Origin of the sequence: Escherichia sp. MOD1-EC6819, from assembly GCF_002965765.1 — a bacterium.
Lineage (GTDB): Bacteria > Pseudomonadota > Gammaproteobacteria > Enterobacterales > Enterobacteriaceae > Escherichia > Escherichia ruysiae.
The window spans coordinates 294,636-317,085 of the sequence record NZ_PTRG01000004.1; the positions used below are offsets into that span (position 1 = coordinate 294,636).

General features: G+C 47.1%; 20 protein-coding genes, 5 tRNA genes and 1 riboswitch. Of the genes, 12 read left to right on the top strand and 13 right to left on the bottom strand.

All coding sequences use genetic code 11. The annotated features are described in order from the left end of the window. Positions 1–494: 494 nt before the first annotated feature. Entirely contained in the window at positions 495–1,346 is an 852-nt protein-coding gene (gene hchA / locus A7Z06_RS07540; protein ID WP_000218185.1) for a glyoxalase III HchA, read from the top strand. 298 nt (positions 1,347–1,644) lie between these two features. Next, entirely contained in the window at positions 1,645–2,703 is a 1,059-nt protein-coding gene (locus A7Z06_RS07545; RefSeq protein ID WP_105279380.1) for a glycosyltransferase family 9 protein, read from the top strand. Between the two features lie 95 nt (positions 2,704–2,798). Here A7Z06_RS07545 and A7Z06_RS07550 read toward each other — a convergent pair. Next, a tRNA-Asn gene (locus tag A7Z06_RS07550) sits at positions 2,799–2,874 on the bottom strand. Between the two features lie 100 nt (positions 2,875–2,974). Then, complete coding sequence (mtfA, locus tag A7Z06_RS07555; RefSeq protein ID WP_024165184.1) at positions 2,975–3,772, bottom strand: DgsA anti-repressor MtfA; 798 nt, start codon at positions 3,770–3,772, stop codon at positions 2,975–2,977. 93 nt (positions 3,773–3,865) lie between these two features. Here mtfA and A7Z06_RS07560 point away from each other — a divergent pair. The 3 genes from A7Z06_RS07560 (at position 3,866) to amn (ending at position 7,171) form a co-directional block, all read left to right on the top strand. Continuing rightward, a tRNA-Ser gene (locus A7Z06_RS07560) sits at positions 3,866–3,955 on the top strand. 343 nt (positions 3,956–4,298) lie between these two features. Beyond that, a complete protein-coding gene (gene shiA / locus A7Z06_RS07565; RefSeq protein WP_000378580.1) occupies positions 4,299–5,615 on the top strand; it encodes a shikimate transporter in 1,317 nt (438 codons plus the stop codon). Between the two features lie 101 nt (positions 5,616–5,716). Further along, the gene (gene amn, locus A7Z06_RS07570) at positions 5,717–7,171 is read left to right on the top strand and encodes an AMP nucleosidase (RefSeq protein WP_001060235.1); all 1,455 of its coding nucleotides are present in this window, start codon (positions 5,717–5,719) and stop codon (positions 7,169–7,171) included. Positions 7,172–7,262: 91 nt separating this feature from the next. On the opposite strand, the gene A7Z06_RS07575 is transcribed toward amn, so the two are convergent. Then, positions 7,263–7,338 (bottom strand) — tRNA-Asn (locus A7Z06_RS07575). A 100-nt stretch (positions 7,339–7,438) separates the two neighbouring features. Further along, entirely contained in the window at positions 7,439–8,926 is a 1,488-nt protein-coding gene (yeeO, locus tag A7Z06_RS07580) for a toxic metabolite efflux MATE transporter YeeO (protein ID WP_094184984.1), read from the bottom strand. 160 nt (positions 8,927–9,086) lie between these two features. Between yeeO and A7Z06_RS07585 the strand changes: the two genes are divergently transcribed. Further along, positions 9,087–9,162, top strand: a tRNA-Asn gene (locus A7Z06_RS07585). A gap of 36 nt (positions 9,163–9,198) precedes the next feature. Here the strand turns inward: A7Z06_RS07585 and cbl are convergent. Then, positions 9,199–10,149, bottom strand: coding sequence for an HTH-type transcriptional regulator Cbl (cbl, locus tag A7Z06_RS07590; RefSeq protein ID WP_001011042.1), 951 nt, complete (start codon positions 10,147–10,149; stop codon positions 9,199–9,201). Between the two features lie 100 nt (positions 10,150–10,249). Continuing rightward, positions 10,250–11,167: a nitrogen assimilation transcriptional regulator NAC gene (nac, locus tag A7Z06_RS07595; protein WP_024165186.1), complete on the bottom strand. Its 918-nt coding sequence runs from the start codon at positions 11,165–11,167 to the stop codon at positions 10,250–10,252. A 326-nt stretch (positions 11,168–11,493) separates the two neighbouring features. On the opposite strand from nac, the gene A7Z06_RS07600 reads away from it, so the two are divergent. After that, positions 11,494–11,569: transfer RNA gene (locus A7Z06_RS07600), tRNA-Asn, on the top strand. A 55-nt stretch (positions 11,570–11,624) separates the two neighbouring features. On the opposite strand, the gene ldtA is transcribed toward A7Z06_RS07600, so the two are convergent. The 7 genes from ldtA to pduF form a co-directional block, all read right to left on the bottom strand. Then, the gene (gene ldtA, locus A7Z06_RS07605; RefSeq protein WP_000986313.1) at positions 11,625–12,560 is read right to left on the bottom strand and encodes a L,D-transpeptidase; all 936 of its coding nucleotides are present in this window, start codon (positions 12,558–12,560) and stop codon (positions 11,625–11,627) included. 61 nt (positions 12,561–12,621) lie between these two features. After that, positions 12,622–13,701, bottom strand: coding sequence for a nicotinate-nucleotide--dimethylbenzimidazole phosphoribosyltransferase (cobT, locus tag A7Z06_RS07610; RefSeq protein WP_001193772.1), 1,080 nt, complete (start codon positions 13,699–13,701; stop codon positions 12,622–12,624). Positions 13,702–13,712: 11 nt separating this feature from the next. Next, complete coding sequence (cobS, locus tag A7Z06_RS07615) at positions 13,713–14,456, bottom strand: adenosylcobinamide-GDP ribazoletransferase (RefSeq protein WP_010347019.1); 744 nt, start codon at positions 14,454–14,456, stop codon at positions 13,713–13,715. Beyond that, positions 14,453–14,998: a bifunctional adenosylcobinamide kinase/adenosylcobinamide-phosphate guanylyltransferase gene (cobU, locus tag A7Z06_RS07620; protein WP_000973181.1), complete on the bottom strand. Its 546-nt coding sequence runs from the start codon at positions 14,996–14,998 to the stop codon at positions 14,453–14,455. Before cobU ends, cobS begins: the two co-directional genes overlap by 4 nt. A gap of 123 nt (positions 14,999–15,121) precedes the next feature. Then, entirely contained in the window at positions 15,122–15,556 is a 435-nt protein-coding gene (locus A7Z06_RS07625; RefSeq protein ID WP_000849060.1) for a hypothetical protein, read from the bottom strand. Positions 15,557–15,774: 218 nt separating this feature from the next. After that, a riboswitch (cobalamin riboswitch) is annotated at positions 15,775–15,949 on the bottom strand. Positions 15,950–16,037: 88 nt separating this feature from the next. Further along, positions 16,038–16,952, bottom strand: a complete 915-nt coding sequence (gene pocR, locus A7Z06_RS07630) for a transcriptional regulator PocR (RefSeq protein ID WP_000622042.1) — start codon at positions 16,950–16,952, stop codon at positions 16,038–16,040. A 202-nt stretch (positions 16,953–17,154) separates the two neighbouring features. After that, positions 17,155–17,964 carry a propanediol diffusion facilitator PduF gene (gene pduF, locus A7Z06_RS07635; protein WP_001000038.1) on the bottom strand — a complete coding sequence of 270 codons (810 nt, stop codon included), beginning with the start codon at positions 17,962–17,964 and terminating at the stop codon, positions 17,155–17,157. A gap of 510 nt (positions 17,965–18,474) precedes the next feature. Here pduF and pduA point away from each other — a divergent pair. Genes pduA through pduE form a run of 5 tightly spaced genes read left to right on the top strand, consistent with a single transcriptional unit; the run spans position 18,475 to position 22,450 of the window. After that, a complete protein-coding gene (gene pduA / locus A7Z06_RS07645) occupies positions 18,475–18,759 on the top strand; it encodes a propanediol utilization microcompartment protein PduA (protein ID WP_001183616.1) in 285 nt (94 codons plus the stop codon). Then, positions 18,756–19,568 (top strand): propanediol utilization microcompartment protein PduB, encoded by an 813-nt coding sequence (gene pduB, locus A7Z06_RS07650; protein ID WP_000098932.1) that lies wholly within the window; start codon positions 18,756–18,758, stop codon positions 19,566–19,568. The genes pduA and pduB overlap by 4 nt, the downstream gene beginning before the upstream one ends. An 18-nt stretch (positions 19,569–19,586) precedes the next feature. Continuing rightward, positions 19,587–21,251 carry a propanediol dehydratase large subunit PduC gene (gene pduC, locus A7Z06_RS07655; RefSeq protein WP_105279381.1) on the top strand — a complete coding sequence of 555 codons (1,665 nt, stop codon included), beginning with the start codon at positions 19,587–19,589 and terminating at the stop codon, positions 21,249–21,251. A gap of 9 nt (positions 21,252–21,260) precedes the next feature. Further along, a complete protein-coding gene (locus tag A7Z06_RS07660) occupies positions 21,261–21,917 on the top strand; it encodes a propanediol/glycerol family dehydratase medium subunit (protein ID WP_000405044.1) in 657 nt (218 codons plus the stop codon). Between the two features lie 14 nt (positions 21,918–21,931). Next, on the top strand, positions 21,932–22,450 hold the full coding sequence (gene pduE, locus A7Z06_RS07665) for a propanediol dehydratase small subunit PduE (protein ID WP_001090587.1): 519 nt from the start codon (positions 21,932–21,934) through the stop codon (positions 22,448–22,450).

Below are 22,450 nucleotides of genomic sequence, written 5' to 3' on the forward strand. Positions count from 1 at the left end.
CCATAAATACAGCATCATTGGGCACATTAAATCAGCTGCGCCTTGGCCACTCCTGGCAGAGCAACTCCAGGCAGCTCCTGTAATTAGCACATCTGATGCCATGTAATTAATCATATCTGCCATCAGTTAAACCTTAATCTGGATCATCATTTTTTCGCGATTCACGGCCTTACAGGGCAGTTTAATCATTATTTTTTTGCTAAAAATCTCATTTACGAATTTTGCACTCCCCCTCTGTAACGAGGATATGCAATCTCATCTTTTCTGAAAAATGGACTACAATATATTGCTACGCTTTGAGTTTTTATTGCAAATAAGGTGGAATCGGTGAGATCACTATTCGATAATAGCTGTGTATTTACCCAACCATATTTAACATACTCTCCTACCGCTTTCGGTATATTGACTCATTTTACGCTCCTGGTTAAATATAGCACCCAGCTCAGTCGCGAATATAGTGACTAACCTACCTAAGTTACAATAAGGAATACACTATGACTGTTCAAACAAGTAAGAATCCGCAGATCGATATTGCTGAAGATAATGCGTTCTTCCCTTCAGAATTTTCGCTTAGTCAGTATACCAGCCCGGTATCTGATCTTGATGGAGTGGACTATCCAAAACCGTATAGCGGCAAGCACAAAATTCTGGTGATCGCCGCTGACGAACGTTATCTGCCGACCGATAACGGTAAACTGTTCTCTACGGGCAACCATCCGATTGAAACGTTGCTGCCGCTGTATCACCTGTATGCAGCAGGTTTCGAGTTCGAAGTTGCGACCATCTCCGGCCTGATGACGAAGTTTGAATACTGGGCTATGCCGCACAAAGATGAAAAAGTGATGCCATTCTTTGAGCAACACAAATCTTTGTTCCGCAATCCGAAGAAATTAGCGGATATTGTCGCCAACTTAAACGCAGACAGCGAGTACGCAGCAATTTTTGTTCCCGGCGGTCATGGCGCTCTCATTGGCTTACCGGAAAGCAAAGAAGTTGCAACCGCTCTACAATGGGCAGTTGAAAATGACCGTTTTGTTATCTCTCTCTGCCATGGTCCGGCTGCGTTTCTGGCACTTCGTCATGGTGATAACCCGCTGAACGGTTATTCCATTTGTGCGTTCCCTGACGCCGCAGACAAACAAACGCCAGATATTGGCTATATGCCTGGCCATCTGACCTGGTACTTTGGTGAAGAACTGAAGAAAATGGGAATGAATATCATCAATGATGATATTACCGGCCGGGTACATAAGGATCGTAAACTTCTCACCGGCGACAGTCCTTTTGCAGCGAATGCGCTGGGTAAACTCGCAGCACAGGAAATGCTGGCTGCATACCAGGGTTAATCGGGCATCACTTACGGTATAATAAAAAAGTGGGGGTATTTCCCCCACTTAGATGATCACTCTGATTGCTGACGTTTTATCTCTTCTCTTACCTTCACTTTGCATCGACTTCAGATTGAAATGTACATTGAAGCTATGCAATACAAGTATTTTTGCGATACAAACATAATTTAATTGAATAATTAAAAATTAATAATAGAAATAAATTATGTATTATCTCGCTATTTAGCGATTTTAGAAAACGACTATCTCTGATAAACTCCATCACGTTTTAACCAGTAGGGAAGCGAGGTTGGAAATGTCGTTAGTGTCAATTTTTAGACGCATTGCATTCAGCTATTATGATTATTCATGTGAAGATATCAATATAACAAATACTGAATTTGTGGTTATTCACATCCCCGACCAAATTGGTGATGCAATGGCCATTTACCCCATAATTAGATCGCTGGAATCACATAAAATAAAACATTTATTAATTGTCGCATCCACAATTAATAAATCTGTTTTTGATTCGCTTTGTCTTAAAGAGACTAAATTAACATTAGTCAGTATGACAATGCAGGATCATGCCAGCTTTAGAGAAATAAAAAGTCTGGCGCAAAGTATAAGAGATCAATACGGTACACCGGATCTCTGCATTGAAGCTATGCGCAAGAAAAACCTGAAGACAATGCTGTTCATAAGTCATTTAAAAGCCAAAACCAATTTACAAGTGGTGGGTTTAACAATGAAATGTTATTCCTCCTTATGTAAATCGGCGTCGAAAATGGACCAGTCTCTTCGGGCGCCAGTACCAATGACATGGGCATTCATGATGCGAGAGGTTGGTTTCCCGCCTGTCCGCCCCTTATTTGAACTGCCGATCAACAAAGAGGTAATAAACGAGGTACGTTATGAACTTACCTCATTGGGCGCATATATTGCTCTTAATCTTGATGGTAGTGTTCAGGAGCGAACTTTTTCAGGCTCAATAGCTCAAAAACTAATAGCTATAATTAAAAATGAAATAAATATGCCAATTGTCATTGTTCATGGCCCGAATGGTACTGAAAAAGCAATAGAACTAACGCAGTGTTTTGACAATGTCTATCATTTATCATTGTCACCTTCAATACCACGTTCTGCCGCCGTCATAAAAGATGCTTTTCTCGCAATAACACCTGATACTTCTGTTTTACATATGACAAGTGCTTATAATGTCCCTGTCATCGCAGTATATGCCGATTATAAAACACGCTGGCCTGCTATGGCAGATATTTCAGAGACGATTGTGGTAGGGAAAAATATTGATCACATCAATCTGGATGAGTTCAGAAATACGATAAAAAGAAGTATCGCAAAAATTCAGCCCTGATGTAGTTATCAGATTTAAGGGAGGTTAGATACGGGCCCGGTTATGGCTAACATCGAAAGGCAAAAAGCCTGCTCGAAAGCAGGCTTTTCAAAATTTGGCTCCTCTGACTGGACTCGAACCAGTGACATACGGATTAACAGTCCGCCGTTCTACCGACTGAACTACAGAGGAATCGTGAGAACGAGGCGAATATTACTGAGTGACACTGCGAGTGTCAACACTAAAATTCACACGTTATTTCAATCGGTTAATTAAGCAACAAAATTGATATTTAATGAACATCTGGTGCTGAATATGTGCCTCGTTCATTCGCATTTCGCAGTCTTTGCAGCGGTTCCTGCTGATAAAATTGGCAGAAACGTTGCCACAGAGAGGGGAAACGAGGAGCAAAAAGCTCCGGGGCACTAAAAAAGTATTCGGAAAGCACGGCAAAACATTCTGCAGGGTCACTGGCGGCATAAGCATCAATGCTGGAGGCATTTTCGCCCACTAATTCAATTTCGTCCTGAATGTTATTCATCGCCGCGTGAAGATCGTGTTCCCAGCCCGCGACTTCACGTAAAGGAATAAAGGGGACACCACTGGCGCGATCGCCGTTCCGGGTGTCCAGTTTATGTGCAACTTCGTGGATGATCAGATTAAACCCAGAGGCATCGAAGGAATCCTGTATATCGAGCCAATTCAGTACGATGGGGCCTTGCTGCCAGCTTTGACCTGACTGAACGATGCGTTGATTATGTACCAGTCCTATATCGTCTTCCCATTCATCGTCTACCACAAATGGTGCTGGATAAATTAACACTTCATGGAAACCATCCAGCCATTCCAGCCCCAGTTCCATAACAGGTAAACAAAACAGCAAGGCGATACGACCGCTTTTCAAAGCGTCAAGTTCAACCCCTTGTAAAGGAACCAACCGTTTTTGTTGCAAAAAACGTCCAGCAAGAGTGACTAATTTGTTTTGCTCCTGCTCAGTCAAACTTGTCAAAAGAGGTATCGACAGAGCTTCCTTCCACGGAATTGCATCATCATGAACGGTTTCTTGTACTTTCCAGGGCCACTTAATCATCGTTTTGCTCGCAAACTCGTCACTTGAACAAAATTGCACGGACAGGGACTGTTAAAATGCCAAATTTCCTGGCATCATTGCAACAATCTGAACGGAGAGATGCCGGAGCGGCTGAACGGACCGGTCTCGAAAACCGGAGTAGGGGCAACTCTACCGGGGGTTCAAATCCCCCTCTCTCCGCCAATCATTCAAGCAATTAGCCCACCCCGTGTCAGTGACACAAATCTCATTGAGAAAATTCGAAAAATTCATCTGCAAAAATAACGCCAGCAAGTAGCCAGTGCTACCTTAGCGATCACATTTCTCTGTCTTTTGATTTTCTAATACGCACCTGAATCCACAATTTTGTTCGTTTCCAGCACATTACAGTAGACCCTATCCGCCCTCCATGCTCATTTTCAGGTATAAAAATATTTGCAGATGCTCTCTGTCGCGGTAGTCTCATAAGGTTCGTTTATAGATTGACGGCAATGTGAGTGACCTTTTTCCATACTAATTATAAAAAGACAGTACAGACAGGAACACTATGGACTCCACGCTCATCTCCACGCGTCCCGATGAAGGAACGCTTTCGTTAAGTCGCGCCCGACGAGCTGCATTAGGCAGTTTTGCCGGTGCCGTCGTCGACTGGTACGATTTTTTACTCTATGGCATTACTGCAGCACTGGTATTTAATCGAGAGTTTTTCCCACAAGTGAGCCCGGCAATGGGAACTCTCGCAGCATTTGCCACTTTTGGCGTCGGATTCCTTTTCCGTCCACTTGGAGGTGTCATTTTCGGCCATTTTGGCGACCGCCTGGGGCGTAAGCGCATGTTGATGCTGACTGTCTGGATGATGGGGATCGCAACAGCATTGATTGGTATTCTTCCTTCATTCTCGACTATTGGCTGGTGGGCACCGATTTTACTGGTGACGCTGCGTGCTATTCAGGGATTTGCCGTCGGCGGAGAATGGGGAGGCGCAGCATTGCTGTCCGTTGAAAGCGCGCCGAAAAATAAAAAAGCCTTTTACAGTAGCGGTGTACAAGTTGGCTACGGTGTAGGGTTACTGCTTTCAACTGGACTGGTTTCTCTGATTAGTATGATGACGACTGACGAGCAGTTTTTGAGCTGGGGCTGGCGCATTCCTTTCCTGTTTAGCACCGTACTGGTGTTGGGGGCATTGTGGGTGCGTAATGGTATGGAGGAATCCGCTGAATTTGAGCAACAGCAACATAATCAAGCGGCAGTGAAAAAGCGAATCCCTGTTATCCAGGCACTGTTACTACATCCAGGGGCTTTTCTGAAGATTATTGCGCTGCGACTGTGCGAGTTGCTGACGATGTATATCGTTACCGCCTTTGCGCTTAACTACTCAACCCAGAATATGGGGCTGCCACGCGAATTATTCCTGAATATTGGTTTGCTGGTGGGAGGGTTAAGCTGCCTGACAATTCCCTGTTTTGCCTGGCTTGCCGATCGTTTTGGTCGCCGCAGGGTTTATATCACTGGTGCAGTTATCGGAACCTTAAGCGCGTTTCCTTTCTTCATGGCGCTCGAGGCTCAATCCATTTTCTGGATAGTCTTCTTCTCCATTATGCTGGCGAATATTGCGCATGACATGGTGGTTTGTGTGCAGCAACCGATGTTCACAGAGATGTTTGGTGCCAGTTATCGCTACAGCGGCGCTGGGGTCGGATATCAAGTTGCCAGTGTGGTAGGTGGAGGATTTACCCCTTTTATTGCCACCGCTCTTATTACTTATTTTTCCGGGGACTGGCATAGCGTCGCCATTTATTTGCTGGCTGGATGCCTGATTTCCGCAATGACCGCTTTGTTGATGAAAGACAATCAACGCATCTGATGGTCTGGCGAAGATCATTCGATCTTCGCCTTACACTTTTGTTTCACATTCCTGTGACATACTATCGGATGTGCGGTAATTGTATGGAACAGGAGACACACATGAATAATAAGGGCTCCGGTCTGACCCCAGCTCAGGCACTGGATAAACTTGACGCGCTGTATGAGCAATCTGTAGTCGCTTTACGCAATGCCATTGGCAACTATATTAAAAGTGGCGAATTACCTGATGAAAACGCCCGCAAACAAGGTCTTTTTGTCTATCCATCATTGACCGTGACCTGGGATGGCTGCGCCACAAATCCTCCCAAAACACGCGCATTTGGACGTTTTACTCACGCTGGCAGCTATACCACCACTATTACCCGCCCTGCTCTCTTTCGTTCGTATCTCAATGAACAACTAACGTTACTGTATCAAGATTATGGTGCGCACATCTCCGTGCAACCCTCGCAGCATGAAATCCCCTATCCCTATGTCATCGATGGCTCTGAACTGACACTTGATCGTTCGATGAGCGCCGGGCTAACTCGTTACTTCCCGACAACAGAACTGGCGCAAATTGGCGATGAAACTGCAGACGGCATTTATCATCCAACGGAATTTTCTCCGCTATCGCATTTTGATGCGCGCCGGGTCGATTTTTCCCTCGCGCGGTTACGCCATTATACCGGCACGCCAGTCGAACATTTTCAGCCGTTCGTTTTGTTTACCAACTACACACGTTATGTGGATGAATTCGTTCGTTGGGGGTGCAGCCAGATCCTCGATCCTGATAGTCCCTACATTGCTCTTTCCTGTGCTGGAGGGATATGGATCACCGCCGAAACAGAAGCCCCTGAAGAAGCGATTTCTGATCTCGCATGGAAAAAACACCAGATGCCAGCATGGCATTTAATCACTGCCGATGGCCAGGGTATTACTCTGGTAAATATTGGTGTGGGGCCATCAAATGCTAAAACCATCTGCGATCATCTGGCGGTGCTACGCCCGGATGTCTGGCTGATGATTGGTCACTGCGGTGGATTACGTGAAAGCCAGTCCATTGGTGATTATGTACTTGCACATGCTTATTTACGCGATGACCACGTTCTTGATGCGGTTCTCCCCCCCGATATTCCTATTCCGAGCATTGCTGAAGTGCAACGCGCGCTTTATGACGCCACCAAACTCGTCAGCGGCAGGCCGGGTGAGGAAGTTAAACAGCGGCTACGTACTGGCACTGTGGTAACTACTGATGACAGGAACTGGGAATTGCGTTACTCGGCTTCTGCACTTCGTTTTAACTTAAGTCGGGCCGTAGCGATTGATATGGAAAGTGCAACCATTGCAGCACAAGGATACCGTTTCCGCGTGCCATACGGGACGCTACTGTGTGTTTCAGATAAGCCATTGCATGGTGAGATTAAACTTCCCGGCCAGGCTAACCGTTTTTATGAAGGTGCGATTTCCGAACACTTGCAGATTGGCATCCGGGCAATTGATTTACTGCGCGCGGAAGGCGATCGACTGCATTCCCGTAAACTGCGCACCTTTAATGAGCCGCCGTTCCGATAATGAGCGAAGATCCTTTGCATCAAGAAAAGATGTGAAGGATTTTATAAGTAAAAAGCAAAAAGCCCGCTATAAAAGCGGGCTTTTCATAATTTGGCTCCTCTGACTGGACTCGAACCAGTGACATACGGATTAACAGTCCGCCGTTCTACCGACTGAACTACAGAGGAATCGTGAGAACGGGGCGAATATTAACGATGCCCATCTACATTGTCAAAGCCTGTTTTTTAATTTTGAAATCGTTTGCTGAAATATTCTGCGTTTTGTCGTTTATTCCGACACAACTGCCTTTTTTTCACACTTTTCATGTTCAGGGCGAGGATATTTCCATAGCCAGCGCCCGGTCACCATCCGCCAGTAAAACAACGCAGCACGCACGGCCCAGTCAGCAAACATCCCCATCCAAACGCCAACCACGCCCCAGCCAAGCATAATTCCCAGCGCATAACCTACTACCACTCGGCATCCCCACATACTCAACATAGATACCCACATAGCGTAGCGGGCATCACGAGCACCTTTAAAACCAGCAGGTAATACCCATGAGGCCGACCAAATAGGCATAAACAAAGCATTTAGCCAAATAAGAATCACAACCACGTGTTTAACCTGGGGATCCTGGGTATAAAATGACGCCATAACCCCGGCAAAGGGAGCCGTTAACCAGGCTATCGCCGTTAACCCAAGGGTGGACAACCAGAAAACATGCCTCAACTGTATTTCTGCTTGCGCTCTCTGCCCTACTCCCAGCCTTCGACCAGTAATTATTGTAGAAGCAGAACCGAGCGCACTCCCTGGTAAATTGATAAGAGCCGCAATCGAAAAAGCGATAAAATTTCCGGCAATAACGCTGGTTCCCATACCAGCAACAAACATTTGTGTTAATAACCGACCACTGGTAAACAATACTGATTCAACGCTCGCGGGAATACCAATCCCCATAACTTCCCAGATAATGCTGAAATTCAATGGTTTAAAATAGCTTTTTAACGAGATTCGTAGTGCAGGATTAAAGCCAATCGCCAGTACCCACAAAATTGCAATTGCGCCAATATAACGGGAAATAGTTAATCCTAGCCCTGCGCCAACAAACCCCAGCCCCTGCCAGGAGAAAAGCCCGTAAATCAATATACCGCTAATAATAATATTAAAAATATTCATGCTACCATTTATAAGTAGCGGTATTTTCGTATTCCCGGCGCCACGAAGTGCCCCACTGCCAATCAAGGTGATGGCAGCGGCTGGATAACTGAGCACCGTCAGTTCCAGATAAGTCAACGCCAGTGCTTTAACCTCTGTCGTGGCATCACCTGCAACAAAATCGATAATTTGTTCGCCAAAATGATGAATGAGAATTGCCAACAGCACGGCAAATAACGTCATGATCACCAATGATTGCCGTGTTGCTACTCTGGCTCGCCGTCGATCACGTTTACCGAGACTAAATGCCACAACGACAGTAGTACCAAGATCGATAGCTGCGAAAAAGGCCATAATGACCATGTTGAAGCTGTCCGCCAACCCAACGCCCGCCATTGCATCTTTTCCCAGCCAACTGACCAGAAAAGTGCTCAGCACGCCCATCAACAGGACACAGGCATTCTCCATAAAGATAGGAACAGCAAGCGGAGTTATTTCGCGCCAGAACAACACGTTGTAACTCTTACGTTTTGAGTGCCAGCGAGTGTGGCGAACAACCTGGCGTAAAGCTGAGGGGATATTCAAAGCCGACCTTAATTGCAGAAAGTGAAACCACATTTCAAATAATGAGGGAGAATCAGAAAAGCTGCAAAGATTTTCGCCGACAAATTGTCTGCAAATGCAACAAACTGTTGATAGAAACGGCAAACGGTTGATGAATTTAAAAAACAGGTTTGACAAATGATTTTTCGCCGTTAAGATGTGCCTCAACAGCGATTCCTCTGTAGTTCAGTCGGTAGAACGGCGGACTGTTAATCCGTATGTCACTGGTTCGAGTCCAGTCAGAGGAGCCAAATTTTGAAAAGCCCGCTTTGATAGCGGGCTTTTTGCTATATTTGATAATCAATTTCCTCTTCGCTATTTTCCATCACCTGCCGCTTAATATCCTCAACCGACAATCCAGCATTGCACAATTCCAGAAAACGCCAGACATAGTTACGCTGAAGTTGTCCTCGCTTGAGTCCCAACCAGACAGTATTAGCATCGAAAAGATGCCGCGTATCCAGACGAATTAAATTCTCTTCCTCTTGCTCACCGCTGGATTGTTCGGCAACTAATCCTATCCCCAAACCGAGGGCGACATAGGTTTTGATGACATCAGAATCCTGAGCACTCAATACAATATCTGCCAGTAAACCTTTGCGGACAAAGGCGTCATCAATACGTGAGCGCCCCGTAATTCCCTGTCGGTAAGTGATCAACGGCCACTTCGCTATTGATTCCAGCGTCAATGGCGTAATTTGTGTTAAGGGATGATCGACAGGAACGAGCAAACTATGGTGCCAACGAAACCAGGGGAAAGCGACGAGTTGGGGATCATTGCTCAAACGCTCACTGGCTATGCCAATATCAGCTCCGCCGTTTTGTAGCAGAGTCGCAATTTCCTGCGGCGTCCCCTGGATAAGCTCGAGTCGCACTTCGGGGAAAAGTTCGCGAAAGGCTTTAATGACCCCAGGCAAGCTGTAACGAGCCTGAGTATGCGTCGTTGCAATAGTGAGTACGCCAGATGTGTCGTTGGTAAACAGGTCTGCAAGCCGTCGAACATTACTGGCTTCATTCAGAATACGTTCTGCAATGACCAGTAATGCTTTGCCCGGTTCAGTCATGCCAAGCAGCCGCTTGCCACGACGAACGAATATTTCGATACCAAGTTCATCCTCCAGCTCTCGAATATGACGGCTGACACCTGACTGTGAGGTAAAGAGCATATTCGCAACCTCTGTCAGATTGTAATCCTGACGGGCAGCTTCGCGGATTATCTTTAGTTGTTGGAAATTCACGGTAAACTCCGGGCATATCAGACATCCATTATTGTTAGAGTCTAATGCCCGGCATAACAAATAATAAAAACCCGCATCTTATTCCATCCAGGTATAACGTTTAGCTCACCAATTGCCATTGTCTTTTTTCCATGGCTGGAGAACTAATCACTGACAATAATAGCTCTTTCACTGCCTGCGCCTGTGGCGATAAAACTGATCTGGCGGGTAAGTTTAATGACAACGAGAGATTCATTGAAGGCGTGGTAATACGTGACATCCAACCGTTAACTGCGGCACATAACGAACGTGCGGCCGATTCAGGTAATACTGCAACGCCTATACCGCTGGCAATCGCAGCGGTAAGCGTAGCGATAGACTCAATTTCACCGATGACTTTCGCTGTAAGCCGGCGCAGGGAAAAAGCTTCATCAACACGAAGTCTTACTACACTGTAATCGCTGGGAAGGAAGAGGTTCATTTGCGCTATCGCATTAACATCAACGCTTTGCCCTGGGCAATCCTGAGTTCCGACAAGATACAGATCCTCTTTTAACAAAGTCTGACTGGATACACCAGACACAGGGGAATGCTCATAAACCACCGCCATATCAAGCTGGTTGTTTATAAGTTTTTCGTTAAGCACAGCACCGCTATTTTCATGGAGATAGATAACGACCTCCGGAAATTCAGTGCGTACCGCCTGTAATAAAGGCATGGTGATAGATGACGCTGCGGTTCCTGGCGCAAAGCCAATCGAGACTTGACCTGACAATGTCTGACCTACATTATGCACCGCCAGTTGGGCCTGTTCACACTGACGTAAAATTGCCCGCGCATGGGTATAGAGAATTTTTCCGGCGTCTGTCGGCGTAACGCCACGTTTTGTGCGAATCAAAAGTTGCTGATTTAGCTCACCTTCCAGCGTGGCAACCTGCTGACTGAGCGCAGGCTGTGCTATATGCAATACTTCAGCAGCCTGAGTCAGGCTACCAATATCTACAATTTTGACGAAGTATTTCAAGCGTCTAAAGTTCATGGTGCCTCCGGTTTTTTTAAGCGTCAGCCCGAGTGCCGACATTACTAACAACCAGATTGCAAGATACTTGCCAGTTTCGTTTTGGCGTTGATACGAAAGCTAATCGCCCGTCAAATAAGAGATTATGATTGTTTCGTCATTGGCTCTTTAAGCCAGGAGAAGCATTCCCTGCCCCATGAAAGGATGTCATGCACCACGATGGAACATGATTAAAAAGATTGAAAGTTCATCGTTTTGTTGAAATTGGCAGCAAACGAACAAAAAAATGCATTTCCCCCTTTGACATCGCCATGTACTGCCATTAATATGCGCCCCGTTCAAACGATTCCTCTGTAGTTCAGTCGGTAGAACGGCGGACTGTTAATCCGTATGTCACTGGTTCGAGTCCAGTCAGAGGAGCCAAATTCAAAAAAGCCTGCTTTAGAGCAGGCTTTTTGCTTTTTATACAACAGCTATTTTAAAACATCTGCTTTGAGCCAGAGTTAATTTGTACTGGCATTCCCGATCGACGTTGCAACGCAGCATTCGCGCGATTCACATCAACTTCTTGCCCGTTGATAAACGCCCGCAAAGATGGGGTTACCGGCAATGGCACTTTTCGGTCGGACTCATATTCTGCACGATTGCGCGACAGCGGCTCATGAACTTCCAGCCACTTTGAACCATCCGGCTCCGTTGTGTATTTCACTGGCTGATCAATAAGTTGCACGCGCGTCCCTACCGGGACATTATCAAACAGATATTTGATATCGTCATTGCGCAGACGAATACAACCCTGACTTACCCGTAGGCCAATCCCAAAATTGGCATTAGTACCGTGAATGGCATATAACCTGCCGATATAAATAGCGTACAACCCCATAGGATTATCGGGTCCGGCTGGGACAAATGCAGGCAGACTCTCCCCACGCTTTGCATATTCACGACGAGTGTTAGGGGTTGGCGTCCAGGTTGGTGCTTCTTGTTTACGCTCAACGGCTGTCACCCAATTACGCGGGGTTTCTCGTCCAGCCTGACCAATACCAATAGGAAACACTTCCACAGTATTACTGTCTGGTGGGTAGTAATACAGACGCATCTCGGCGACATTAACCACAATTCCTTTTCGCACAGTGGCGGGTAAAATCAGTTGCTGCGGAATGGTGAGCTGCGAACCAGACTTCGGCAAGAAAACATCAGCCCCCGGATTCGCTTCCAGCATATTACTCAGCCCTTGTCCGTACTGCGCGGCAAAAGTTTCCAGCGGCTGGGTATTGTGATCGGGAACCGTTACTGTAAGTTGCTGCCCCACTAAACGACTCCCCTCTGGGGGTAATGGATAAGTTACCGCCAGGCTATTATGACTGGCAAAAAGCAGAGCAAATGAACAAAGAATATTTACACGACGCATCATATCCCTTTCCTAAGTCGCGAAAGCCATCCGATAAGTATAGCTTTTATCAGACTTTTCGTTTTTAGCTGTTCAATTCAGAAGTTGTATTCCCCGGTAGAATAATGTTGCTGGCAGCAAGTTCGCCCATGTTGTTGTATATCGCGCAAGCAGCTTCGATGATGGGTATCGCCAGCGCCGCACCACTCCCCTCACCTAAACGCATTTCCATATTGATATACGGCTCCAGCTCCAAATGTGCCAGCGCAATACGCGCCCCTTTTTCTGCCGACAAATGGGAAGGAATAAGATACGGTTTGATTGCAGGTGACATCTGGCACGCAGCAAGCGCGGCGGCATAAGAAAGAAAGCCATCCAACAACACGGGTAAACCACAGGAAGCGGCTCCTGAGATCACGCCAGCCATTCCGACCAAATCAAATCCACCAACTTTTGCCAGTACATCAACACCATCCAGCGGATTCGGTTGATTCAACGTAATTGCCCGACGAACAACATCAACTTTGTTTGCCAGTTTATCTGTCGGCAGATTTGCGCCAATACCAACCACTTCTTCGGGATCGCGTCCAGTAATTGTGCTGACTATCGCCGCAGCCGGCGTCGTGTTTGCCATTCCCAGCTCACCCACGCCAAACAACGTGACGCCATTTTTCGCCAGTTCACGCGTATAACGAATGACTTCCAGAAGCAACTCTTCAACCTGACAGCGGCTCATTGCAGGACCTGAAGCTATATTGCCGCTACCTCGAGCGACACGCATGTTGATAAGTCCGGGTATTGGCTCCGCAGTATCTATGCCTACATCAATTACATGAACTTTAGCCCCCGCCTGTGCTGCCAGAACACACACGCCGGTTGTTCCGCGTGTCATATTTTCAGCCTGAATGGCTGTCACCGCTTTCGGGGAAATAGTGACACCCTCATCCCAGACGCCGTGATCGGCACACATAACCACTACCGCTTTTTTACCCACATGAGGAACACCATTCAGCCCCGGCATTCCTGCCAGTTGTACGGCAAGCGCCTCCAGCCTTCCCAGACTACCGACGGGTTTGAGTAACCCGTCAATATGCCGTTGTGCGCGCGACATAGCAGCATGATCGATAGCCGGGATCGTATTCAGTAAATCGGCAAGTGTTTGCATGTTGCGTCTCTTTATAGCAGCGCCAGCAGAAAGACCAGCTCACCAAGCTCTATGGCAGCTCCCAGCGTATCGCCGGTTTGCCCGCCCAGAGTACGTTTGAAAAGCTGACCGAGGACGAAAATTGCCACCATCGTCACCACCATAGCAGCCACACCATGCATACCAGGCAGTAATACAGCAGCAAAAATTACGGCTAAGCCTAGTGTGACGCAGGTTTGTCGCCCATCAATTTTGCCAATGAACACATTGCCAAGCCCTTCTTCCCGAGCATAACGATGACGATACATCAATAATGCGGCAGTACCACGGCTGACAGCACATGCTGCAGCCAGCGATGCCAGGATAGGCTCACCACGCAGAGCCAGTTCGCTCAAAATCAAAATCTTTCCCAGCACAACAAAAATCAATGCCAGACCGCCGTGGGTGCCTAAACGGCTATCACGCATGATTTCCAACATACGATCTCGGCTACGTGCAGAAAATACACCATCACAGGTATCTGCCAGACCGTCCAGGTGGAATCCCCCTGTCATCAGCGCCAGAACCAGCACGCTAAATAGTGCCGCCAGTGGTACACCACACCATACCTGCAACACCATGAAGACCAGCCCACTAATCGCACCAAGCAATAACCCAATTAAGGGAAAAGTAATGATACCGCGAGAATAATGTTCGAAATCCAGCCCCTGGGACCAACGACGCGGTACAGGCAGACGCGTAATGAAAGAGAGCATCGCCCAAAATAATTTACTCATTTGATTTTTACTCCAATACCCGAAACCACCAGCCATACTTCATCTGCCGCAGCGGCCAGTTGCTGATTCACTCGCCCGGCAATATCACGAAAATGTCGCGCCAGACGATTCTCCGGCACAATACCCATTCCCACTTCATTGGTCACTAATACGACCTTTGCAGGGCAACGTTGACAGGCAGCAATCAACAACTGAATCTCGCCATTTATCGCTTGCTCCATCGCCACATAATCCCATCCTTCAGGATCTTTATCGCCGCCATAATCAAACAACAGATTAGTCACCATTGTCGTAATGCATTCCAGCAACACAGCGTTCTGCGGATTAATGTCTGCATTAATTAACTCATCAAGCTGCTGCCAGCGTTCCACCGTGTGCCAATGCGCCGGACGCCCCTGTCGATGATGCTCAATCCGTGCCGCCATCTCATCATCAAGGATTTGTGAAGTGGCGATATACAGAACCTGTGGAGTATCCCCAATAAGCGCCTCGGCGTGCCGACTCTTCCCGCTCCGTGCACCACCTGTCACCAAAATCATCATACGGACTCCTGGTTCAATTGTATGATGGTATTCATTGACCAGAACCATCGTTGCTGATCGTAATAACATTTCCGCAATTAATACTGCGCGTAATGAAAATAAAAATCCAGCGTTCTCAATCCATTACGAACGAAGGCGGTGTTGTGAAATAGTCCGATTTCCCTGTGTAAACGTCTGGCAGAATGCGTCATTGGCAATATTTTCACTGCGTTGACATATTTCATTCAGATAATGGATTAATGCTACTGCACCACCAGCCGAACCAGCCAGCAAACGGGCATTATGCCGTGTGATTACGATTACCGTCGCGCCATCAGGATGAGAGAAATTTTCTGGTATGGAGACCCTGTTTTCAGCAATCAATAACAGCACTGAATAATCGGTATACGCGTCTGATAACGATTGAACAGCCCCACCTTTAAAAGGCAAGAAACCTTGCTGCCAGTCCTCACCAACAAAACAGGTCATTGGCAACATTTCAGCCAGATATTTCGCCAGATTAATATCGCCAGAGGAGAGGCAAAAAAGGGCTATCGATTCGGGTTTTATCGTTTTCATATCCCCCGTCCTCCGCTTCGTTTCCTGTAATGACGGTCAGGCTGATATACCATGAAAAACGATTGCCGCGCATTGAGAGCAGCCCAGGTGCCTGTCGGCACTACAATGAAGGAACTAAATGATGCCGCCATACCCTGATCCTCTCAGGGTGGTAGGGGTATAAAGACGCGCCAATACTCAACCGGGCGCTTCCGGACAACCCACTTCCCACCGAAGTTGTTGGTATTGACTGACAGGCTGGTCTTCTGGCTTCGCATCATCCTTCCCCGGCCTTCCCAATCTCGCGATCAGTGGTATTTTCGGGGTTGTCAGCATTACAGCAGCGGGGGCTGCGAGGGATTTTCACCCTCTTCCCAGGCACAAATGTGCCGAACCTGTCAGCGTATGTTATGAGCTGATCTCACTTATCCCATAACACGTAAATAACGTTAATTAATATTGCCAGCGTCTATTTAATCATCCCTCATTTTCCACATTAATTTTATGCTGTTTCCGCTGCTACATTTTCACTAATTTGCTGACGATATACCTGCGGAGTCACCTGATACGTCTGGCGAAAAACTTTGCAGAAATAACTGGTTTGTGAGAAGCCTAAATTACGCGCGATACTGGCGATACTCCAGTCACTATGGCACAGCAGCTCACGCGCGCTGGCCATTCGTTGTTGGTTTACCCACGCATTAAAACCAATCCCATGATATTTCTTAAACAACTTACTGAAATAATAAGGGCTTAGATAAACATGCGAGGCAACATCTTCCAGACGCAAATCGTCTGACAAATGTGCATCGATATAGCGCAATGCTTTTTTCATTTTATTATCATGGGGATTAGGCGCACGGGTCTGACGAACTGAACCCGAATGAGGTTTATTCTCTTTAATAACGACAAAATTGAGTTGCTTTTTGAGGCAATTTTCCACAATCAACTTCAATAAATCAGCAGAGGCCATAACTCTCGAGTAATCCATCTCAGGAACTTTGCGAAATTCATTAAGTAGTTCTGGGTCGGCTTGCCAACAATCATCGACATTCAGAATATTGATCAAATCAACATCATCATTACGCAGGCGAACTTGTCCACACAACACAAAGCCGACTAAATGCCCGGCAATCACCAGAGGAATAGAGAAATCAGTTAACCCTGCATGACAGCGGTAAATACAAGGCTGATCTGATTTAGAGGCTTCCAGACCACCACAACGATCGCTCATGCGACAGCGAGTGCTAAGCTGAGGGTGTTGGCGCATCATCTGACAAAATGGAGTGAAGTTAAACAGCTCGGAGATTTCATCACCGTGGATATTGACCACGACAACCGCAAGACTAGTCGCCTGCGCAAAATCCTGTGCGATTTTATTAATGAGTTCTGAATTAAGTGTCGCCGCAGAAATCATGATAAAACCTCCCAGTTAATTTATTGTTATGGTAAAACAATTGTTTTACATTTAATCTTCACATCATCCTTAATGATTTACTGACGAGAAGCAAAACGGACAATAACAAAAGCCTCCATGAAGCGGGAGACTTTTTAATAAGTTCGGAAAGCAGATCACAAACACTAAAAAAATAAACGTTTATAACTGCCAGGCTATTTCACTATTCGCTGTTCTCTTTAGGCGTAACACTATTGACAGGTAAATTTTGTGCAATAAGAAAGCGATAAATCGCCGCGCCAGCACAGGCTCCAATGACCGGAGCAATAATGGGTACAATGAAATAAGGAATATTACGTCCGCCAGTCATCGCAATTTCTCCCCAACCAGCAAGCCAGGTGAAAATTTTTGGTCCAAAATCACGCGCTGGATTCATGGCAAAACCGGTTAATGGTCCAGTAGAAGCACCAATAACAGCAACCAGAATACCAATAAGTAAAGGCGCAAGCGGCCCTTTGGGTACGCCATTGCCGTCATCGGTCAACGCCATAATCAACCCCATTAACATGGACGTTATGACCACTTCAACCAAGGCAGCCTGCCATACATTTATCGCTGCTGCCGGGTAAGTACTGAAGATACTGGCGAGTTGTAAACTTTCTGCACTACCACGAACCATATTGTGAGCAGATTCAAAATCGGCAAACAAATTGCTGTATAAAAAATATGCCAGAACTGCGCCACCAAAGGCTCCCGCTAATTGCGCCACACAAAATGGCAGCACTTTACGACCAGGAAAAGTGGCAAACAACCACAGAGCAATAGTAACCGCCGGGTTAAGATGAGCACCGGAAATGCCTGCCGTAAGGTAAACAGCAAGTGAAATACCTAACCCCCAAATAATACAAATTTCCCACAGTCCCAGGCTTGCACCGGCAAGTTTTAGGGCACACAAACAACCAATGCCAAAAAAGAGGAACAGTCCGGTGCCCAAAAACTCGGCAACGCATTGCGCCTTGAGTGAATCATTCATACTGACACCTTTTTCACAGAGTTTTTTCTTTATCAGCCAACAATGCGCTGATTGTTGTGTATATCGAACGCAACTATAAAAATTGCGCGGGAAAAAATATTGCCAACATGCATGTCAGATTCGTGGAAAAATAGTGTTGCTATAGCAAATTATTGTCATTGCTATAGCATTCACTACAGCAATCATCACTATTGGCGTTATATATATCGCCAATCTGATACAATAAAAAATTGCCATGCCTGCATAATAAAATTTAAACAAATATCACAGTTAATTTCAGAAAACCAAACTCGACGAAGTATTATTTCAAATTAAAACACCGTCCCCAATGCAATTAATTCACATTAAACCACGTCAAAAACAACCAATAAATGAATAACATATAATCTCTGAAAGCAATTTTATAATATTTGCCCTCTATTAATTTTTCTCATTAGCGATTAAGTCAGCCATTCTTTTTCCTCGCTTTTTTTTATAGTCATATCGTCAAAAAATCCAGGCGAGGTCTTTATGCAACAAGAAGCGTTAGGAATGGTAGAAACCAAAGGATTAACTGCCGCCATAGAGGCCGCAGACGCCATGGTGAAGTCGGCAAATGTATTGCTGGTCGGCTACGAAAAAATTGGTTCCGGGCTGGTGACCGTCATCGTTCGTGGTGATGTCGGGGCGGTTAAAGCGGCAACAGATGCAGGTGCCGTCGCTGCGCGTAATGTCGGCGAAGTGAAAGCCGTACACGTTATCCCCCGCCCACATACCGATGTCGAAAAAATCTTACCAAAGGGAATTAACCCATGAGCAGCAGTGAACTGGTCGAACAGATCATGGCGCAGGTCATCGCACGCGTAGCGACACCGAAGCATGAGGTTCTCCCGGAAACCAATCATCAAACACGAGAGACGGCTATGGCAGAAAAAAGCTGCACGTTAACGGAATTTGTTGGCACCGCTATTGGCGACACTGTAGGTCTGGTCATTGCAAACGTTGATAGCGCCCTATTGGACGCGATGAAACTTGAAAAACGCTATCGCTCCATTGGCATTCTGGGCGCACGTATTGGTGCAGGGCCACACATTATGGCCGCTGATGAAGCCGTAAAAGCCACCAACACCGAAGTTATTAGCATTGAACTTCCTCGCGATACTAAAGGCGGTGCCGGACACGGCTCGTTAATCCTTTTAGGTGGCAACGATGTTTCCGACGTGAAACGCGGTATTGAAGTTGCTCTAAAAGAACTCGACAGAACCTTTGGTGATGTCTATGCCAACGAAGCCGGACATCTGGAACTGCAATATACCGCCCGCGCCAGCTATGCACTGGAAAAAGCGTTTGGCGCACCACTGGGTCGCGCTTGCGGCGTTATTGTCGGCGCTCCTGCCGCTGTGGGTGTTCTGATGGCCGATACCGCCCTGAAGTCCGCCAATGTGGATGTCGTGGCATACAGCTCCCCGGCTCATGGCACCAGCTTTAGCAATGAGGTCATCCTGATTATCTCAGGAGACTCCGGCGCAGTCCGTCAGGCGGTCATCTCCGCACGCGAAATCGGTAAAACCGTACTTTCGACTCTCGGCGATACACCGAAAAACGATCGCCCTTCCTACATCTGAATTCCCTGAGGCAGATTCATGAGATCGAAAAGATTTGAAGCACTGGCAAAACGCCCGGTCAACCAGGACGGTTTCGTTAAAGAGTGGATTGAAGAAGGCTTCATTGCGATGGAAAGCCCGAACGATCCTAAACCGTCAATCAAAATTGTTAACGGCGTCGTCACCGAACTGGATGGGAAACCTGCCAGCCAGTTTGACCTGATCGACCATTTTATCGCCCGCTACGGTATCAATCTCGCGCGCGCCGAAGAAGTCATCGCAATGGATTCGGTTAAACTTGCCAATATGTTGTGCGATCCAAATGTCAAACGTAGCGATATTGTTCCCCTGACCACTGCGATGACGCCCGCCAAAATCGTCGAAGTGGTTTCACAGATGAACGTGGTAGAGATGATGATGGCGATGCAGAAAATGCGCGCTCGTCGAACACCATCGCAACAGGCTCACGTCACCAACATCAAAGACAATCCGGTACAAATTGCTGCCGACGCGGCTGAAGGCGCATGGCGCGGATTTGACGAACAGGAAACCACCGTTGCCGTTGCTCGCTATGCACCGTTCAACGCTATCGCTCTTCTGGTCGGTTCACAGGTAGGACGCCCGGGCGTGTTGACCCAGTGTTCACTTGAGGAAGCCACCGAACTGAAACTCGGTATGTTAGGCCATACCTGCTACGCCGAAACGATTTCTGTCTACGGCACGGAACCTGTTTTCACCGACGGCGACGATACACCGTGGTCAAAAGGATTTCTCGCGTCATCTTATGCTTCTCGCGGCTTAAAAATGCGCTTTACTTCCGGCTCCGGCTCTGAAGTGCAGATGGGCTATGCGGAAGGTAAATCAATGCTTTACCTTGAGGCTCGTTGCATTTACATCACCAAAGCCGCAGGTGTTCAGGGTCTACAGAATGGTTCCGTAAGCTGCATCGGCGTTCCATCGGCAGTGCCGTCAGGCATCCGCGCAGTGCTGGCGGAAAACTTAATTTGTTCATCACTGGATCTGGAATGCGCCTCCAGTAATGACCAGACCTTTACCCACTCAGATATGCACCGTACCGCACGTTTTCTGATGCAGTTTCTGCCAGGCACCGACTTTATCTCTTCCGGTTTTTCCGCTGTGCCGAACTACGACAACATGTTTGCTGGTTCAAACGAAGATGCCGAAGACTTCGATGATTACAACGTCATTCAACGTGACCTCAAGGTTGATGGTGGCCTGCGACCAGTGCGCGAAGAAGATGTTATCGCTATCCGCAATAAAGCCGCACGCGCTTTACAGGCTGTTTTTGCCGGTATGGGATTACCCCCTATCACCGATGAAGAGGTCGAAGCGGCAACCTATGCCCACGGTTCGAAAGATATGCCAGAGCGCAACATCGTGGAAGACATCAAGTTCGCCCAGGAAATTATCAATAAAAACCGTAACAGCCTGGAAGTGGTGAAAGCCCTGGCGCAAGCCGGTTTTACCGATGTCGCCCAGGACATGCTCAACATGCAAAAAGCAAAACTGACCGGCGACTATCTCCATACCTCCGCCATTATCGTCGATGACGGACAAGTGCGCTCTGCGGTCAATGACGTCAATGATTACGCCGGACCGGCTACAGGTTATCGCCTGCAAGGGGAACGCTGGGAAGAGATCAAAAATATTCCCGGTGCACTTGATCCCAACGATATTGACTAAAGGTGAGAAATGGAAATTAACGAAAAATTACTACGTCAGATAATCGAAGACGTGCTGGCAGAAATGCAAACCAGCGATAAGTCCGTTTCATTTCGCGCACCGGTCTCTTCCGCACCGGATAGCGAAAGTTTTCTGACCGAAATTGGCGAAGCCCAACAAGGCACTCAGCAAGATGAAGTTATTATCGCTGTAGGCCCGGCGTTTGGCCTGGCGCAAACCGTCAATATCATCGGTATTCCGCATAAAAACATATTGCGCGAAGTGATTGCCGGTATCGAAGAAGAAGGTGTTAAAGCCCGTGTGATTCGCTGCTTTAAATCGTCTGATGTTGCCTTCGTGGCGGTTGAAGGCGATCGTCTCAGCGGTTCCGGCATTGCTATTGGTATTCAGTCAAAAGGCACCACAGTTATCCACCAGCAGGGGCTTCCCCCTTTGTCTAACCTGGAACTTTTCCCGCAAGCACCTTTGCTGACGCTGGAAACTTATCGCCAGATTGGCAAAAACGCCGCGCGTTATGCGAAGCGCGAGTCTCCACAACCTGTTCCGACCCTCAACGATCAAATGGCGCGGCCGAAATACCAGGCCAAGTCCGCCATCTTACATATCAAAGAGACTAAGTACGTGGTCACTGGCAAAAAACCGCAAGAACTGCGCGTGACGTTTTAACAAAGGAAACCTTCATGAATACCGATGCAATTGAGTCGATGGTCAGGGACGTGTTGAACCGAATGAACAGTCTCCAGGATACAGCTCCTGTCTCTGCGCCATCCCACTCATCAACACTGAACGCCAAAGTGAGTGATTACCCGCTGGCAAATAAACATCCAGAATGGGTCAAAACGGCGACGAATAAAACGCTCGACGATTTCACCCTGGAAAATGTACTCAGCGATAAAGTCACCGCCCAGGACATGCGCATAACCCCGGAAACGTTGCGTATTCAGGCCGCAATTGCCAGAGATGCTGGACGCGATCGCCTGGCGATGAATTTTGAACGCGCCGCCGAGCTTACCTCAGTGCCGGATGATCGCATCCTCGAAATCTACAATGCGTTACGCCCTTATCGTTCGACTAAGCAAGAACTCATTGCCATTGCCGACGATCTTGAGCGTTGTTATCAGGCCAGAATTTGTGCCGCTTTTGTCCGTGAAGCTGCGGAACTCTATATCGAGCGTAAAAAACTGAAAGGCGACGATTAA

Bases quoted from the DNA above. Each gene is read 5' to 3' on its own strand.
- A7Z06_RS07545 (WP_105279380.1), top strand. From the start codon at position 1,645: ATGTCGTTAGTGTCAATTTTTAGACGCATTGCATTCAGCTATTATGAT.
- A7Z06_RS07660 (WP_000405044.1), top strand. From the start codon at position 21,261: ATGGAAATTAACGAAAAATTACTACGTCAGATAATCGAAGACGTGCTG.
- cobU (WP_000973181.1), bottom strand. From the start codon at position 14,998: ATGATGATTTTGGTGACAGGTGGTGCACGGAGCGGGAAGAGTCGGCAC.
- shiA (WP_000378580.1), top strand. From the start codon at position 4,299: ATGGACTCCACGCTCATCTCCACGCGTCCCGATGAAGGAACGCTTTCG.
- cobS (WP_010347019.1), bottom strand. From the start codon at position 14,456: ATGAGTAAATTATTTTGGGCGATGCTCTCTTTCATTACGCGTCTGCCT.
- amn (WP_001060235.1), top strand. From the start codon at position 5,717: ATGAATAATAAGGGCTCCGGTCTGACCCCAGCTCAGGCACTGGATAAA.
- pduB (WP_000098932.1), top strand. From the start codon at position 18,756: ATGAGCAGCAGTGAACTGGTCGAACAGATCATGGCGCAGGTCATCGCA.
- hchA (WP_000218185.1), top strand. From the start codon at position 495: ATGACTGTTCAAACAAGTAAGAATCCGCAGATCGATATTGCTGAAGAT.
- mtfA (WP_024165184.1), bottom strand. From the start codon at position 3,772: ATGATTAAGTGGCCCTGGAAAGTACAAGAAACCGTTCATGATGATGCA.
- pduC (WP_105279381.1), top strand. From the start codon at position 19,587: ATGAGATCGAAAAGATTTGAAGCACTGGCAAAACGCCCGGTCAACCAG.
- pduE (WP_001090587.1), top strand. From the start codon at position 21,932: ATGAATACCGATGCAATTGAGTCGATGGTCAGGGACGTGTTGAACCGA.
- A7Z06_RS07625 (WP_000849060.1), bottom strand. From the start codon at position 15,556: ATGAAAACGATAAAACCCGAATCGATAGCCCTTTTTTGCCTCTCCTCT.
- pduA (WP_001183616.1), top strand. From the start codon at position 18,475: ATGCAACAAGAAGCGTTAGGAATGGTAGAAACCAAAGGATTAACTGCC.
- ldtA (WP_000986313.1), bottom strand. From the start codon at position 12,560: ATGATGCGTCGTGTAAATATTCTTTGTTCATTTGCTCTGCTTTTTGCC.
- pocR (WP_000622042.1), bottom strand. From the start codon at position 16,952: ATGATTTCTGCGGCGACACTTAATTCAGAACTCATTAATAAAATCGCA.
- nac (WP_024165186.1), bottom strand. From the start codon at position 11,167: ATGAACTTTAGACGCTTGAAATACTTCGTCAAAATTGTAGATATTGGT.
- yeeO (WP_094184984.1), bottom strand. From the start codon at position 8,926: ATGTGGTTTCACTTTCTGCAATTAAGGTCGGCTTTGAATATCCCCTCA.
- cobT (WP_001193772.1), bottom strand. From the start codon at position 13,701: ATGCAAACACTTGCCGATTTACTGAATACGATCCCGGCTATCGATCAT.
- pduF (WP_001000038.1), bottom strand. From the start codon at position 17,964: ATGAATGATTCACTCAAGGCGCAATGCGTTGCCGAGTTTTTGGGCACC.